This is a genomic window from Serratia ficaria (assembly GCF_900187015.1).
In the GTDB taxonomy this organism is placed as follows: Bacteria; Pseudomonadota; Gammaproteobacteria; order Enterobacterales; family Enterobacteriaceae; genus Serratia; species Serratia ficaria.
The window spans coordinates 395,500-408,977 of the sequence record NZ_LT906479.1; the positions used below are offsets into that span (position 1 = coordinate 395,500).

Here is a 13,478-nt window from a genome sequence, read left to right on the forward strand (position 1 = left end):
TGAATGATTTGTTTTCTATTTTATGCGAACTGCCTTTCCTTGGGTTTGGTTACGGTATCGCAAAATCAGCCATTTACGCTCTGTGATCGTCGGGAGACATTATGCCGACAATACTTAGAGTAGGTGGTTTTCGCTTTTACTTTTACAGTCATGAACCTAACGAACCGGCGCATGTCCATATTGATAAGGGCAATGCAACCGCTAAAATATGGTTACATGATGTCAGTATTGCGCGTAGTGTGGGATTTGCATCACATGAACTACGTATACTGCAGCGTCTGGTGACTGAACATCGGACACTTTTACAGGAGGCCTGGGATGCTTACTTTACGCAATGAAAATGATCTGCGTGTAATGAATGTCCGCATCGATGATGACCGTTTGTCGGTTGATTTGATGGATGGCCGTACTATTTCGGCACCGTTAGCCTGGTATCCCCGGCTTGCGGCTGGTACGCCAGCGCAACGGGATAACTGGGAGCTCTGCGGGGCTGGAATGGGTATACACTGGCCAGATCTGGATGAGGACTTAAGTACGGAAGGGTTATTGATGGGGGCAAAAGGCATTAGCCGTACCCCTTCATTATCCTGACGTTGTTCCTCAACATCTGACACTAAACGCTGACCTTCGGGTTGGCGTTTTTTTTTGATTAGCAATAAAGAGTTGTTAATTGAGCGTCCCGGACGGTAACCGCACAGTGACACCTGTCAATTGTCACTGAACAGGAAACCTTCCGGATGAAAAAAACAATTCTCGTCTCTTCCCTGGCAGCACTCATGCTGACCGGGTGCATTACTCAGCAACCTTTGCAGCAGCGTGATATTTCCCCTGTTACGCCGTCTGTCACCGTCAATCGCAATGTCCAACCGATCAGCCCGGATGCCTACGGGCCGGCGCCGGAGGTGGTGCGCTACGACCGTTATTTACTGGTCAGCACTGACCCCGCGGCTGTTCAGCGTGATCCGCTCTCGCAAATCATCGATATCCGTATTCCAGCGTCAGTAAAACCGACGGTGGCGGATGCGTTGCGTTATGCGCTGCGCCAGTCGGGTTATTCCCTGTGCGCGACCGGACCGGCAAACGGCGTGTTGTACCGCCAGGCGTTGCCGGCGGTGCAGTACCAACTGGGGCCGATGCGTTTGCGTACCGCGCTGCAGGTACTGGCAGGCCCCGCGTGGCAGCTCGAGGTCGACGACGTGCAGCGTGTTGTCTGCCACAGCCTGCGTGATGGCTATCAGTTGCCAGCCACACAGCTTCCGTCAGTGACGGTGGCACCATCAGCACGTCCTGCGGCGACGTTCATTGCGCCTCAAGCCGTTAACGCGGTACCGGCAACCGGCGGGTGGTTGAAAAAATGACAGAACATAATGAAGAAATGCTACCGATGACACCGGCCAAAAAAGGGTTGCTGCAAAGCCAAACCTTTTGGGGGGCAACGGCCTGTGTCGTTGTCGTCCTGGTTGCAGGTCTCGGCGGTACAGGGGCTATCAAGCATATCGACCAGCGTATTGCCCAGCTTGAGCAGGCACAGAAAGCACTGGCGCCGCAGGATGGCATGAACGCTATGGCCGATATGGTGCAGACGCAGGCAAAACAGCTTCAAAGCCTGGCTGAACGCCAGGATTCGCTGACGCGACAGATGGGTGAGCTGACGCCAACCAATGGGTTACCAGAAAAACTGGAGCAGCAGCTGCAGGCTCAACAGGTTGAGCTGAATGCGCTGAAAGACAGCATTGAGTCCGTGAAAAAGTCAGCGACTGAAAAGCCGGCACCGACTGTGTCGCCATCAACGTCCGTACCTGCGGCCCCTTCAGCCACCGCCAAAATCACCCCAAAGCATAAACCTACACCGATGACCGCTTCCCCGTGTAATGCGGTACCCCGTGTGGCGCGCAAAGCGCCATTCGTGTTGACCGGGGTGGAACAGCGTGGGACATCGGCCTTTGCGGCTGTGGCACCGCAAGGATTCAGTGATTTGTCGCAGGTGCGGTTAATCGGCGAGGGTGAGTCGGTCGCCGGCTGGACCCTGGTCAGTGCCGGCTACGGGCAGGCGACGTTTCGTGTGAACGGTCGCCTGCAGACCGTCAGCGCCCAATAAGGAGAGCGTGATGAAACTGAAATACAGCGTGATAGCCCTGGTGCTACTGAGTCCGTTATCACAGGCGGCGCAGCAGACGACCATCGAGAGCAGCCAGTCTACCCTGAGCCAGCTTCAGCAGAGCCAGGCCAACAAAACGGCTGAGCAGGGCAAGCAGTGGGGCCTCAGTGGGGAAGAGTACCAGCGTTACCAGCAGTTGATGGAAGGCCCCCGCGGGACCCAATCCCCCGGACTTGATCCATTAACCGCCCTTGGTATTGAGGCTCAGAGCGATGCCGAACGCAAAAAGTACGCCGAGCAGTGGGTAAAACAAGAGTTTGTCCGCACAGAGAAAGAACTCAAGTTCCAGCGTGAGGTGGATGCGGCCTGGCAGCGCCTCGGCGTATTGCCGGTCAACATGGGCAATGCGGCCGGTATTGCCCACGATACCGGTGGGCGGCTGGCGCTGTTCGTGAAAGCGAAGGACTGCGGTCAGTGTGATGCGCGACTGGCGGCTGTGCTGGCAGATAACCGGCCGGTCGACATTTACCTGGTCGACAGCAAGGGCAATGACAGCTTGCTGCGTGACTGGGCTCGGGCGCATCACATTCCCATCGACAAGGTACGCGCACGTCAAATTACGTTGAATCACGACGGTGGCCGCTGGATGAAGTTCGGCAACGGTCTGATGCCTGTGGTGCTGCAGCAAGGGGAAAACGGATGGACACTCGCCGCGTTCTGACTCGGGGGCTATTGCCCCTCTTTGCCCTCCTCAGCGTTCTGGCAGGGGGCGCTGTTCATGCTGCCACTCAACAGGTCCCTTCCGGCTATCGGGAGGTGGCGCTGCGTCACGGGGTTCCTCCGGAGTCCCTGTATTCGGTGGCGCTGGCCGAGACATCGATGGCGCCGAAAAGCATTGTCTCGGTGACCCGCGGGGCCGGTCCGGCCCCGGATGTTGAGCGTCCCTGGCCCTGGACCATCAATGTTGCCGGCAAAGGGTATCGCTACGCCAGCCGCCTGCAGGCCTGGGAAGCCCTGCAGCGCTTTTTGAAAACACATCCTCGCAAACGCATCGATGTCGGGATTGCCCAGGTCAATCTGGGCTGGAACGGCCATCACTTCACGTCGACCTGGGAGGCGTTTGATCCGTACACCAATCTCAACGCGGCGGCGGCCATCCTGCGGGAATGCTATGACCGCAACCCCGGTAGCTGGCTGGTTGCTGCCGGGTGTTACCACCACCCGGCCGGCGGTGCGCCCGCTGCCCGTTATAAATCCATCGTGAGCGGCAAGCTGGCACGCCTCAACGGCAGGGCGTCCGCCCCGGTCCGGGTGACCAGTACAACCCCAGTACCCACGGCGTTACCGGCACAAACGGTGGCGCTGACCTGGATTGAGCCACGGAGCCAATAATCATGAAAAAAGTGAATTTTCTGCTGTTCGGCCTGAGTCTGGTGACCACCACGGCGCTGGCCAACCTGAACGTGATCGCCGATGTCGGTGGCGAAGATGCTTCGCCGTATTTTGAAGGTATCAACCGTCAGGAAGGCGTGCAATCGTCTCCGATCGTGCCGCCGGCTCCGGCATCGCCCGCTGAGGCCGAGGCGGCCGCGTTGCCTGTGGCAACGCCAGAACTTACGCCCGGCGATGTGGCTGACCGACCGCTGCAGTTACCGGGGATTGGCGCGCTGTTCATTGTGGGGGATGACGATGCCAGCCGCATCTGGCTGCAGGCGCACGCTGAACAACTCAAGTCCCTGCACGCCGCGGGACTCGTCGTTAACGTCAGCAACCTGCCTGCGCTGCAGGCGCTGCGTGAGCTGGCGCCGGGTGTACCGATGGCACCCGCATCCGGCAGTGAACTGGCGCGCCGGCTGCAGCTGTCGAATTACCCGGTACTCATCACTGATACCGGTTTGTCACAACAGGTCACGCCATGATGTTGATGTCTCCGCAGCATGTCGGTATCGCGCTGATGGCGAATCCGGTGCTGGCTGTCCTGTTGATAGGGCTGTTTATTGCGGTGATGGCCGGGTTGAATCTGCATGGCCGCGAGTCGGCCTCCGTACGCCGCCACCGGCGTTACCGTGCAACTGCCGACCGTGTTCTGCAGCGGCTGCCGCAACTGGGTGGCGATGCTCAGCGTCTGGTGTACCTTCGCAAAATCAATCCCTATGTCTTTGAAGAGTTGCTGCTCCTGGCGTTCGAGCAGCAGGGGTATGCGGTTATCCGCAATGCTTCCTACAGCGGTGACGGTGGTCTGGATGGTCAGGTCATCATCGGTGACCAAAAATATCTTATCCAGGCCAAACGTTACGGCAGGACTATCACGCCGTCCCATATCAAGAGTTTCGGCGCGTTGCTGCGGTATCACCACTGTCAGGGTTTTTTCATCCATACCGGCCGTACCGGCCAACTGAGCCGGGCTTTGCTGCAGAATCATCCCCACGTGCACCTGGTCAGCGGTCAGAAGCTGCTGGCATTGCTTGCCGGCAATGCAGAGTGGTTGTCATTTCTGACTGGGAGCACGGTAACCAAACGGAGTACCTCACATGTTTCATCGGCCTAATTATGTTGTCGTCGCTACCCGCTTTTTGTCAGCGATACTCAGAGTCTTGTTGGTCTGGCCCGGTGTGGTTCTGGCGATTTTTGGCTTCATGTTTTTTATGTCAACACTCGGTGATGACGGCGGGCAGCGGGCGGCATCACGGATGGCCGCCACCGCTCAGAGTTACCGTACAGCGCCCGCGGGCATGGTGATAATTCAGCCATGCCCGCATCCGGACGCCCCTGAGTCAAAACTATTCTTGGCACCGTCGGTGGCGCCGGTTAAAAAGCAGGGCTGTCGACCTTATCCAAAGACGTTTACTGACGTTGCAGTGAAGGAGCGACGGATTATTCTCGGCATTGGGAGCACCTTGCTCGCATTTGGTGTGTTGGTCGAGCTGTGTTCATTGTTGATCAGACGCCGTCAGAATAATCGGAGTGCTGTTCACTATGGAAGTATCAATGCGCGAGGGGAGCGAAGCATGCTCTTCCAATATGACAAGCCTGCGAATGATAAGGAAGGTCGCCATGAGTAACCGGCATGTGATGGAAGCCTTGTTGCGCCCGGCCGTGGAGCTCAACACGGCGATTGTGGCCGGAGGCGCGGCTGTGGTTTGTGCGGTAGCACCCTGGTCGGTGGCGCTGGCGCCTGAAGTGAGCTATGTCACTGCCGGCAGCTTTGCAGTGTTGTCAGCCATTCGCGCCCGACAGGGGATGCAGGTGATCCGCTATCGCCGTAACTTACGCCGGTTGCCGCGCTATGTGATGACCAGCGCCCAAATCCCGGTCAGCCGGCAACGGCTGTTCCTGGGCAAGGGGTTCCGTTGGCAGCAAAAACATACCCAGCGTCTGATGGATACGCGCCGGCCGGAAGTAGAGAAGTATGTCCAGCCCTCCAAGGCTTATCAAATGGCACGCCGTCTCGAGCTGCAGACTGAATACAGCTTGCCCTGGTTGTCGCAGTTGCTGCGTAAGGACTCCCCACTCAATCCGGTACGGCCTCTGCCGCCTGTAGGCGGTAATCCCGCCATTCACGGTATTGAACCCGATGAGCTCGATGTTTCGATGGATTTGCGTGAACGCGTGGGCCACAGCCTGGTTCTGGGCACCACCCGTGTGGGCAAAACGCGTCTCGCCGAGTTGCTGATCACCCAGGATATTCGCCGCGGTGACATCACCATCGTGTTTGATCCGAAAGGCGATGCGGACTTGCTACGGCGTGTCTGGGCTGAAGCCCACCGTGCCGGCCGCGGGGATGAGCTGTTCATCTTCCATCTGGGTTGGCCAGATATCTCGGCACGCTATAACGCCGTCGGGCGTTTTGAGCGTGTGTCGGAAGTGGCCGGCCGTATCTCCGGGCAGTTGAGTGGGGAGGGCAACAGTGCGGCGTTCCGTGAGTTTGCCTGGCGATTCGTCAACATTGTCGCGCGTGCCCTGGTCGCGTTGGGGCAGCGACCGGACTACACCCTGATCACTCGTTATGTGAACAACATCAGTGAACTGTATGAGACCTACGCGAAAAAGGTCATTGAAACGCGTATGCCGGCACTGCAGCAACAGATAGATAACAACCTGAAGGTGCTGACGGAGGAGGACGTGCCGCGCAACATGCAGGGACAACCGAACGCGGTCAAAATCTTCGCGGTTGAAATGGCTCTCAGCTCGGAAGCCGGTAAGCAGTTGTATGACCCTATTCTGGATGGCTTGCGCTCGGCCGTGCGCTATGACCGCACCTATTTCGATAAAATCGTCGCCTCCCTGCTGCCTCTGCTGGAAAAACTCACCACCGGCAAAACGGCAGAGCTGCTGGCACCGAACTACATGGACATGAATGACCCCCGGCCGATATTTGACTGGGAGCAGGTCATCCGCAAGCGCGGCATTGTTTACGTCGGGCTTGATGCGTTGTCGGACGGCGTGGTTGCCTCTGCCGTCGGCAACAGCATGTTTGCTGATCTGGTGTCCGTAGCTGGTCATATCTATAAACACGGCATGCATGGTGGCTTACCGACCCGTGCCGACGGCAAGCTGCCGATCAACCTCCATTGTGACGAGTTCAATGAGCTGATGGGGGACGAATTTATCCCTCTTATCAACAAAGGGGGTGGCGCCGGTATGCAGGTGACGGCCTACACGCAAACTGAATCAGACATTGAGGCGCGCATCGGCAGTACCGCCAAGGCGGCCCAGGTCACGGGCAACTTCAATACGCTGATCATGTTGCGCGTGCGCGAGAACCGGACTGCACAGTTGCTGACGACACAGCTCCCGGAGGTCGATGTTTACACCAAAACCCTGGTATCCGGGCACGCTGATACTGCCGACGTTGAGAAAGGGCAGGACTTCACGTCCAGCACGCAGGACCGCGTTGGTACGGTGAAAACACCGCTGCTGATGCCGGCGGATGTGATTAACCTGCCGAAAGGGCAGGCGTTCGCGCTGTTGGAAGGCGGGCAGTTGTGGAAAATTCGTATGCCGCTGCCAAGTGGCGACGGCGATGATGCGTTGATGCCACCCAACCTGCAGAAGATTGCCGAGGAGATGCAGCGTAACTACCGCACCAGTGAATCCTGGTGGTCGGCAAGTCAGGTCATGCCTGATGCGGTTATGAAAGGGGGGCTGAATGTCACAAGCGGTGAATAATCAGCCTCAGCAGCCGGTGCAACCCCGCAAACATGGACTCCTATACAACGTGCTGTGGGGCTGGCCATGGATGCTGATCGGGATGTTCTTTGCCTCGTTGTTTGTGAGCCTGGTGATTGAATATGTCGGGATGGCCTTCTTCTGGCCAGAGCTTGGCGCGTCGCACAGTGAAGCGGTGATGAACACCGAACTGGGATACCTGTCCTCTGAATTTACGCGCAGCCTGCTGCTGTCTGAACCTTCGGTGACCGTCACCCGCTGGATTATGGTGGCGTATCAATGGACCTTTGTGGATAGCGGCTTTTGGGATTGGATCCAACGTGCGTATGACTCGCAGGTACACAGCCAGAATGCCGTGGCCAGGGAACTGAACAGTTGGAGTGGTTGGTTGGCCGGCACGCTCAAAGAGTACCTCGTGGCGACAGTGTATGTCACCGTCATCACCATGGTGCGGACGACTATTTTGGTGCTGTCTATCCCACTGTTTATCCTGGTGGTTTTGGTCGCATTGACTGAAGGCCTGGGGCGGCGTGATGTGCGGCGTTATGGCGCCGGCTATGAATCGAGCTTTGTCTACCACCATGCTAAGCGGATGGTGAAGCCGGCCGTGTATATCCCCTGCATGCTGTACCTGTCCTGGCCAACCGCGGTATATCCCAATCTGTTGTTGCTGCCGGCTGCTATCCTGCTCGGAATTGCGGTGACGGTAACCACAGCGTCGTTTAAGAAGTATTTGTAGTTCTGAAATCCAGGCTGGACGGCGGCGTACAAAACTGGTTTTTGTGCGCTGCCGTCAGCAGGCAAGCCATGGAGTGAGTAGTTTTGGCGCGCCAGTCTATGATATAAAATTTAACGGATAGAGTGGGAGTTTTGGATTAATTTACCAGCACGATGTTGCTTAGACATTCTGTTTAAGCTGACGACAACGAAAAACAACCCTGCCAACATGATGTACGTGGTGGTTCCAATTTGCATTTTCACTGATAAAGACCTAAAGGTATTACCTACAATGGTATCTTGGAAAGGTTGGTAGAATATAGGGCAGAACAACATAATTGAACCGATGAAATAAAATATAGAGTTTATTAGAGAAACTAATCTTCTATAGAGATGGCTGCTGTACCGTTTTCTTTTCCAACTAAATCCACTACGTACAACGTCTATCTTCAGATAGTCTGAGCAGGTGTGATACTCTTCAATCCCTTCTACGGGGTTAAGCATGTTCAGTAAAGTGTATCTTTCATCACGACTCAATCCTTTTTTCCTTATTATTGCTGCATAACCATACTCCCCGGAAATTTCTTTTAATCTTTCATCGTTTAGTTGGTTCGCAAGTTCATGGGTGAATTTGCTTAATTTTGAGTATCTTTCAAATATACTATCAGCTTGTATGATCCATTTTGCTTTGTGTCCAATGCCAGCCAGAACTAATGTCAAGACAGGAAATATTACCCTTGTAATTATATCAACTGTATTCATATTTTAATTGGCTACCTTTGGGTTAGTTACATGCGATGGAGTTTTATCTGTGAAATATTAGATTTCCAGATTGCCAAACCCCCGTGCTTGTATCAACCACTGTGTAAAAATTATCAAAATCCCATAAAGAGTTATCCACTGACCTCCCGCACCATCTATCGCACCCTGACAGCACCCTAAATCATCAAGGAGTGCTTGTGTATGCCTATCCCCGTTGTTCGTGGTCTCGGTGCCGGCTGTTTGCTGGGACTGACTCTGCTGACCGCACTGCCTGCCCAGGCGGCTGAAAAAGATGAGCTGGCGTCTGCCCAGCGCATGTTGATTCAGGTGCAGGCAGCGCTTGAACGTGCGCGCGTTGCTGCCGTTCAGGCCGACCCGTCCGAGCGTGGTCGTTTCTTTTTCGACTATGCCCGCGCCACTGCCGACCTCAAGACCATCAATGCCGGTATTGATCGTTACCTCGAGCCCTCACGTGCGCAACCCCGTGATGGTAGCGCCGTGGCCGGCAATTACCGTCGGGAGCGTCCCTGATGGCCATGACCGCTGCACAGGAACAGGCCTTCAATGCGGCCAGCGGTGGGGTTGAAGCCAACATCCTGTCGTTGATCTGCATCGGCGGGTTGCTGGCGGTGATGTTTGTTTGGGCCGCCTGGGCGCTGACCGATATCTGGAAAGGGTGGAGCAACGAAAAGATCCGCAATGCGGCAATGGTGCAGTTTGCCGTCAGGCTCGTGCTGCTGCTGGTCGTTGTTACCTGGATGTTTGCCAACTGACCTGGTGAAACGCTGGACTGTTTTACATGTTGTTAATTTCACACTGCAAAAAGGAATGTTTTATGAATGCTGTCGTTCGTTTTTTCCGTCATGTTTCTGCGCGTGTCGCGGTAGCGACTTCGTTGGTGTATGCCGCCAGTCAACCGGTGCAGGCGGCGTTGCCGTCAGTTGAACCCCCATCCTCCGGCGGCGGCGGTGGCTTGATGGATACGCTGAAAGGCTATCTGCAGGACGGGATTGTGCTGGTCGGCCTGGTGTTGGCCGCAGTGGCCTTTATCGTGGTGGCCAATGCCGCGGTCTCGACGTTCCATGAGGTACGGGAAGGGAAGGCCGTGTGGGCCAAGTTCGGTGCCATTGTTGTGGTCGGCATTGTGCTGGTCGTTGCCGTGATTTGGCTGGTTGGTAAGTCCGCTGAAATCCTGTTCTAAGGTCGTCCGCTATGCAGACTATCCGATTTTTACCCGACCGCCTCAACGCCGAACCTGTTGTCTTCCGGGGGTTTACCACCCCGGAGATGGGGCTGGCGGTGCTGGTCGGTGTGGGGCTGGGTCTGCTCGTGTCGCTGCCGTTTATCCCCCTTGCCGGTTGGGTGGTTATCCCTACCGGCATGCTGCTCACCCCGCTGGCGGTTATTTGGTTTGGTGGCAGCCGGTTGACGCGCCTCAAGCGCGGTAAGCCGGAGAATTATATCTGGCAGCGCCTTGAGGCGCGTAAACGTCGCATGGGGTGGGGTGATCCCACCCTGATTATCGACAAACAGGGCTGGTCGTTGCGTCGCAGCCGCGTTGTTAAGAGGTCCACATGAGCCGTTTCAGACATGCGGTTAAAAACCGTGACCAGCACATTCTCACGTTGCGTGTTGCCTGCGGTGTGCTGGTTGTTTTCCTCCTGGTGGCCAGCATCGGCTGGATGCGGGCGCCGGATAACCTGACTATCCATAATCCCCCCGATCTGCGCAGCGGTTCAACCCGCGCCTGGTGGGAGGTGCCTCCCTCCACGGTTTACAGTTTTGGTTTCTACATTTTCCAGCAGCTCAATGCCTGGCCAAAGAACGGTGAGGCGGATTACCCGGCCAAAATTGCCGCACTGTCCCCTTATTTGACGGATTCCTGTGCACGCTTCCTGAAGGCGGATGCCAAAAAGCGCAGCGAAAGCGGTGAGCTCGCCGGCAGGACGCGCGTGGTGTTCGAAATTCCTGAGCATGGTTACAACGGTCGTTATAACCAGAGTCCGGTGACGGTAAAAGGCCGTGATAATTGGGTAGTGCGCCTTGACCTGGTGGCGGACGAGTCCTTTGCCGGCGAACCGGTGAAGCGCGCACTGACACGCTACCCCCTGAAAGTGGTGCGCGCAGAAGGGGACCCGGAGCGCAATGAGTTTGGTCTGGCCCTGGATTGTTACGACAGCATGCCACAGCGTCTGGCTGCGGCGCCGGCGGAACCCGCACCTGAGAAGAAAGGAGTATTCCAATGATGAAAGTACGCGTACTGGCGCTTTCCCTGAGTGTGCTTCCCCTGACGGCAATGTTCACCGCGCCGGTTACCCAGGCGGAAGAGCTGATGAAATGGGAGCGCATCCCGTTGCAAATCCCGCTGGCTGTCGGCAAGGAGCGGGTGCTGTTTGCCGATAAAAATGTCCGTGTCGGCTTCCCGCCGGCGCTGAACGGCAAGCTGCGGGTGCAAAGCAGTGGCGGTGCGGTTTATCTGAAAGCCGATGCGGCATTCCCATCAACGCGGCTGCAGCTGCAGGACGTGGAGAACGGGGAGGTCATCCTCCTTGATGTGACGGCATCGGACAAAGGCTCCGCCGAACCGGTGCGCATTGCCTACAGCGGTGATGTGACATCGGTCAGCAGCAGTAACGACACGCCTGCGGCTTCAGGGGGAACTAACGCGACACCCGGGGCGGATGACGGCACCCAGGCGAAGCGTAAAAAAATCAGATACAACGCGCCGCAGCCGGTCGTCCTGACGCGTTTTGCTGCCCAAAGCCTGTATGGCCCGGTACGCACGGTTGAAGCGGTGCCGGGCATTCATCCGGTTAACCCACACCTGCCGAAACGCATCACCACATTGTACCCGTCAGAGCCGGTGGCCATCACGCCGCTGGGCAGTTGGGGTATTGGCAGCCGCAACGTGGTGGCGCTGAAGGTGCAGAACACCGCCAGCCGTAAAATCACGTTGGATCCGCGGGTGCTGCAGGGGCAATTCGTGACGGCGACCTTCCAGCACCGTTACCTGGGGCCTGTTGGCACGCCGGAGGACACCACCACGCTGTACCTGGTCACCGCCGGTCGCCCGGACGGGGCGTTTGTTGCGGAACCGTCAGTGGTGCGCAAAGCGGTGAAAGCGGCGAAGAAGGGGGCAAACCATGGCTGATGTTAAATCCAACATGTTGCCGAAGGTGATTGTGTTCGGCGTGCTGGCCGCGTCCATTGTCGTCGGGCTCAAAGCCTGCAAAGACGATAAAGCGCCGGAGAAGCCCCAGCAAGCGCATAACATCCTGGCCAACATGTCGCCGGAGGAGTTGCGCGCCCTGGGCGTTGAAGGGGATACCCCGGAAGACACACTGCGTACCCTGGTGGGCACCCTGCGCACCACCCGAACCCAGCAGGCCGAGCTGCAGAGCAACATTGACAAAGTACTGAAAGAAAACGAAGCGCTTCGCAAGCGCAATACCAATGTGTCCGGCCAGGTCAATGAGGCCGTGGCCGGTTTCCAGAAACAGGCGCAGCAGCGTCAGCAGCAGCTCCAGCAGGAGCAGCAGACGCTGATGGGGAAAATCCAGACACTGACCGAGCAACTGGCCGGGAACAAAGACAAGGCGAAAAGCGACAGCGATATCCCGCTCGGTCTGGGACTGGATGGCATGGGCGCCGGCGAGGGCAGTGCGGCACCTGGCCAGGACGGGTTGATGTGGGTCGGACCGAAGGACATGAAAGAGCCCGACCCGCGCAATCCGAACAGCATCAAAGACGGCCCGCAGTTCCCGACGTCGTTCCTGTCTGACAATGCCATCACGCGCCAGAAAGCCGCCTATGAGCAACAGGTAAAAGGTCGCACCAATGAAAAAGGAACGGAGGAGAACGCTGAGCCGGTGTTTACCCTGCCCGAGAACTCGACTTTGGTGGGCAGTCGTTCCATGACGGCGCTGCTGGGCCGGGTGCCGATCAACGGCACAGTGACCGACCCCTATCCCTTCAAACTGATGATTGGCAAAGACAACCTGACCGCCAACGGTATCGAACTGCCGGACGTGGCGGGGGCGATTGTCTCTGGGACCGCCAGCGGCGACTGGACGCTGTCCTGCGTACGTGGCCAGGTCAACAGCATTACCTTTGTGTTTGCGGACGGTACGGTACGCACCTTGCCGCATCCTGACACCAATATGAAGGCCAACAGCAATAACAATAGCGGCAACAGTGGGAAAGACGTCAGCACGACCGCCGGTATTGGCTGGATCTCTGATGACAACGGCATTCCGTGCATCGGCGGGGAGCGTAAATCCAATGCCTCCACCTACCTGCCAACCATTGCCGCGTTGTCGGCCGCCAGTGCGGCCGGTGAGGGGGTCAGCCAGGGACAATACACCACGCAAAACAATGTGAATGGCATCACCTCGACTATGACCGGTAATGCCGGCCAGGCCGTGCTGGGCAAGGCGCTGTCGGGCGGGATGAAAGAGACCGCCGATTGGGTGCGTGAGCGCTACGGCATGATGTTCGACGCCGTGTACGTTCCCCCGGGCCAGAAACTGGCCGTGCACATTACCCGCCAGTTGGCGATCGACTTTGAGGCCAAAGGGCGCAAGGTGCGTTACGACTTTAGCCTGCCCGGCGAAAACGGCAGCACCGGCGGACTGGATTAACACGTCATTCAGAGGAGGAGATGCATGCTGTGGCGTCAATGCGAAAGGATGAGTCGCCCACAGAGTTGGGCGCTGATCTTACTGTCCTGCAG

19 protein-coding genes are annotated in these 13,478 nt (G+C 57.1%); 18 read left to right on the forward strand and 1 reads right to left on the reverse strand.

From position 1 onward, the window contains the following. Window positions 1-101 precede the first annotated feature (101 nt). From CKW09_RS01755 to CKW09_RS01805, 11 genes are all read left to right on the forward strand, one after another. Window positions 102-338: a DUF4160 domain-containing protein gene (locus tag CKW09_RS01755; protein WP_012146806.1), complete on the forward strand. Its 237-nt coding sequence runs from the start codon at window positions 102-104 to the stop codon at window positions 336-338. Then, entirely contained in the window at window positions 319-591 is a 273-nt protein-coding gene (locus CKW09_RS01760; protein ID WP_041418734.1) for a DUF2442 domain-containing protein, read from the forward strand. The genes CKW09_RS01755 and CKW09_RS01760 overlap by 20 nt, the downstream gene beginning before the upstream one ends. A 146-nt stretch (window positions 592-737) precedes the next feature. Then, window positions 738-1,358, forward strand: a complete 621-nt coding sequence (gene pilL2 / locus CKW09_RS01765; RefSeq protein ID WP_095095246.1) for a PFGI-1 class ICE element type IV pilus protein PilL2 — start codon at window positions 738-740, stop codon at window positions 1,356-1,358. Next, window positions 1,355-2,098: an ATP synthase mitochondrial F1 complex assembly factor 1 gene (locus CKW09_RS01770; RefSeq protein ID WP_095095249.1), complete on the forward strand. Its 744-nt coding sequence runs from the start codon at window positions 1,355-1,357 to the stop codon at window positions 2,096-2,098. Before pilL2 ends, CKW09_RS01770 begins: the two co-directional genes overlap by 4 nt. Before the next feature lie 10 nt (window positions 2,099-2,108). Next, window positions 2,109-2,819: a TIGR03759 family integrating conjugative element protein gene (locus tag CKW09_RS01775; protein ID WP_095095252.1), complete on the forward strand. Its 711-nt coding sequence runs from the start codon at window positions 2,109-2,111 to the stop codon at window positions 2,817-2,819. Further along, the gene (locus CKW09_RS01780; protein ID WP_095095255.1) at window positions 2,798-3,490 is read left to right on the forward strand and encodes a transglycosylase SLT domain-containing protein; all 693 of its coding nucleotides are present in this window, start codon (window positions 2,798-2,800) and stop codon (window positions 3,488-3,490) included. Before CKW09_RS01775 ends, CKW09_RS01780 begins: the two co-directional genes overlap by 22 nt. Window positions 3,491-3,492: 2 nt before the next feature. Further along, window positions 3,493-4,017 carry an integrating conjugative element protein gene (locus CKW09_RS01785; protein ID WP_095095258.1) on the forward strand — a complete coding sequence of 175 codons (525 nt, stop codon included), beginning with the start codon at window positions 3,493-3,495 and terminating at the stop codon, window positions 4,015-4,017. Between the two features lie 2 nt (window positions 4,018-4,019). Next, window positions 4,020-4,646, forward strand: coding sequence for a restriction endonuclease (locus CKW09_RS01790; RefSeq protein WP_095099961.1), 627 nt, complete (start codon window positions 4,020-4,022; stop codon window positions 4,644-4,646). Continuing rightward, on the forward strand, window positions 4,630-5,160 hold the full coding sequence (locus CKW09_RS01795) for a hypothetical protein (RefSeq protein ID WP_095095261.1): 531 nt from the start codon (window positions 4,630-4,632) through the stop codon (window positions 5,158-5,160). The genes CKW09_RS01790 and CKW09_RS01795 overlap by 17 nt, the downstream gene beginning before the upstream one ends. Then, entirely contained in the window at window positions 5,153-7,267 is a 2,115-nt protein-coding gene (gene traD, locus CKW09_RS01800; protein ID WP_095095264.1) for a type IV conjugative transfer system coupling protein TraD, read from the forward strand. Before CKW09_RS01795 ends, traD begins: the two co-directional genes overlap by 8 nt. Next, window positions 7,248-8,006 carry a TIGR03747 family integrating conjugative element membrane protein gene (locus CKW09_RS01805; RefSeq protein ID WP_095095267.1) on the forward strand — a complete coding sequence of 253 codons (759 nt, stop codon included), beginning with the start codon at window positions 7,248-7,250 and terminating at the stop codon, window positions 8,004-8,006. Before traD ends, CKW09_RS01805 begins: the two co-directional genes overlap by 20 nt. Before the next feature lie 110 nt (window positions 8,007-8,116). Here CKW09_RS01805 and CKW09_RS24405 read toward each other — a convergent pair whose 3' ends face one another. Beyond that, window positions 8,117-8,746 carry a hypothetical protein gene (locus CKW09_RS24405; protein WP_145957238.1) on the reverse strand — a complete coding sequence of 210 codons (630 nt, stop codon included), beginning with the start codon at window positions 8,744-8,746 and terminating at the stop codon, window positions 8,117-8,119. Window positions 8,747-8,947: 201 nt separating this feature from the next. On the opposite strand from CKW09_RS24405, the gene CKW09_RS01810 reads away from it, so the two are divergent. The 7 genes from CKW09_RS01810 (at window position 8,948) to CKW09_RS01840 (ending at window position 13,386) form a co-directional block, all read left to right on the forward strand. Next, window positions 8,948-9,277: an integrative conjugative element protein, RAQPRD family gene (locus CKW09_RS01810; protein WP_095095269.1), complete on the forward strand. Its 330-nt coding sequence runs from the start codon at window positions 8,948-8,950 to the stop codon at window positions 9,275-9,277. Beyond that, the gene (locus CKW09_RS01815) at window positions 9,277-9,519 is read left to right on the forward strand and encodes a TIGR03758 family integrating conjugative element protein (protein WP_095095272.1); all 243 of its coding nucleotides are present in this window, start codon (window positions 9,277-9,279) and stop codon (window positions 9,517-9,519) included. The genes CKW09_RS01810 and CKW09_RS01815 overlap by 1 nt, the downstream gene beginning before the upstream one ends. A 62-nt stretch (window positions 9,520-9,581) precedes the next feature. Next, the gene (locus CKW09_RS01820; protein ID WP_095095275.1) at window positions 9,582-9,947 is read left to right on the forward strand and encodes a TIGR03745 family integrating conjugative element membrane protein; all 366 of its coding nucleotides are present in this window, start codon (window positions 9,582-9,584) and stop codon (window positions 9,945-9,947) included. Between the two features lie 11 nt (window positions 9,948-9,958). Further along, a complete protein-coding gene (locus tag CKW09_RS01825) occupies window positions 9,959-10,324 on the forward strand; it encodes a TIGR03750 family conjugal transfer protein (RefSeq protein ID WP_095095279.1) in 366 nt (121 codons plus the stop codon). Next, window positions 10,321-10,992: a PFL_4703 family integrating conjugative element protein gene (locus tag CKW09_RS01830; protein ID WP_095095282.1), complete on the forward strand. Its 672-nt coding sequence runs from the start codon at window positions 10,321-10,323 to the stop codon at window positions 10,990-10,992. The genes CKW09_RS01825 and CKW09_RS01830 overlap by 4 nt, the downstream gene beginning before the upstream one ends. After that, entirely contained in the window at window positions 10,989-11,897 is a 909-nt protein-coding gene (locus CKW09_RS01835) for a TIGR03749 family integrating conjugative element protein (RefSeq protein WP_095095285.1), read from the forward strand. Before CKW09_RS01830 ends, CKW09_RS01835 begins: the two co-directional genes overlap by 4 nt. After that, window positions 11,890-13,386 carry a TIGR03752 family integrating conjugative element protein gene (locus CKW09_RS01840; RefSeq protein ID WP_095095288.1) on the forward strand — a complete coding sequence of 499 codons (1,497 nt, stop codon included), beginning with the start codon at window positions 11,890-11,892 and terminating at the stop codon, window positions 13,384-13,386. The genes CKW09_RS01835 and CKW09_RS01840 overlap by 8 nt, the downstream gene beginning before the upstream one ends. Window positions 13,387-13,478 lie beyond the last annotated feature (92 nt).

Bases quoted from the DNA above. Each gene is read 5' to 3' on its own strand.
- CKW09_RS01795 (WP_095095261.1), top strand. From the start codon at position 4,630: ATGTTTCATCGGCCTAATTATGTTGTCGTCGCTACCCGCTTTTTGTCA.
- CKW09_RS01760 (WP_041418734.1), top strand. From the start codon at position 319: ATGCTTACTTTACGCAATGAAAATGATCTGCGTGTAATGAATGTCCGC.
- CKW09_RS01835 (WP_095095285.1), top strand. From the start codon at position 10,989: ATGATGAAAGTACGCGTACTGGCGCTTTCCCTGAGTGTGCTTCCCCTG.
- CKW09_RS01830 (WP_095095282.1), top strand. From the start codon at position 10,321: ATGAGCCGTTTCAGACATGCGGTTAAAAACCGTGACCAGCACATTCTC.
- CKW09_RS01805 (WP_095095267.1), top strand. From the start codon at position 7,248: ATGTCACAAGCGGTGAATAATCAGCCTCAGCAGCCGGTGCAACCCCGC.
- CKW09_RS01815 (WP_095095272.1), top strand. From the start codon at position 9,277: ATGGCCATGACCGCTGCACAGGAACAGGCCTTCAATGCGGCCAGCGGT.
- CKW09_RS01775 (WP_095095252.1), top strand. From the start codon at position 2,109: ATGAAACTGAAATACAGCGTGATAGCCCTGGTGCTACTGAGTCCGTTA.
- CKW09_RS01770 (WP_095095249.1), top strand. From the start codon at position 1,355: ATGACAGAACATAATGAAGAAATGCTACCGATGACACCGGCCAAAAAA.
- pilL2 (WP_095095246.1), top strand. From the start codon at position 738: ATGAAAAAAACAATTCTCGTCTCTTCCCTGGCAGCACTCATGCTGACC.
- CKW09_RS01755 (WP_012146806.1), top strand. From the start codon at position 102: ATGCCGACAATACTTAGAGTAGGTGGTTTTCGCTTTTACTTTTACAGT.
- CKW09_RS01780 (WP_095095255.1), top strand. From the start codon at position 2,798: ATGGACACTCGCCGCGTTCTGACTCGGGGGCTATTGCCCCTCTTTGCC.
- traD (WP_095095264.1), top strand. From the start codon at position 5,153: ATGAGTAACCGGCATGTGATGGAAGCCTTGTTGCGCCCGGCCGTGGAG.
- CKW09_RS01785 (WP_095095258.1), top strand. From the start codon at position 3,493: ATGAAAAAAGTGAATTTTCTGCTGTTCGGCCTGAGTCTGGTGACCACC.
- CKW09_RS01840 (WP_095095288.1), top strand. From the start codon at position 11,890: ATGGCTGATGTTAAATCCAACATGTTGCCGAAGGTGATTGTGTTCGGC.
- CKW09_RS01820 (WP_095095275.1), top strand. From the start codon at position 9,582: ATGAATGCTGTCGTTCGTTTTTTCCGTCATGTTTCTGCGCGTGTCGCG.
- CKW09_RS24405 (WP_145957238.1), bottom strand. From the start codon at position 8,746: ATGAATACAGTTGATATAATTACAAGGGTAATATTTCCTGTCTTGACA.
- CKW09_RS01810 (WP_095095269.1), top strand. From the start codon at position 8,948: ATGCCTATCCCCGTTGTTCGTGGTCTCGGTGCCGGCTGTTTGCTGGGA.
- CKW09_RS01825 (WP_095095279.1), top strand. From the start codon at position 9,959: ATGCAGACTATCCGATTTTTACCCGACCGCCTCAACGCCGAACCTGTT.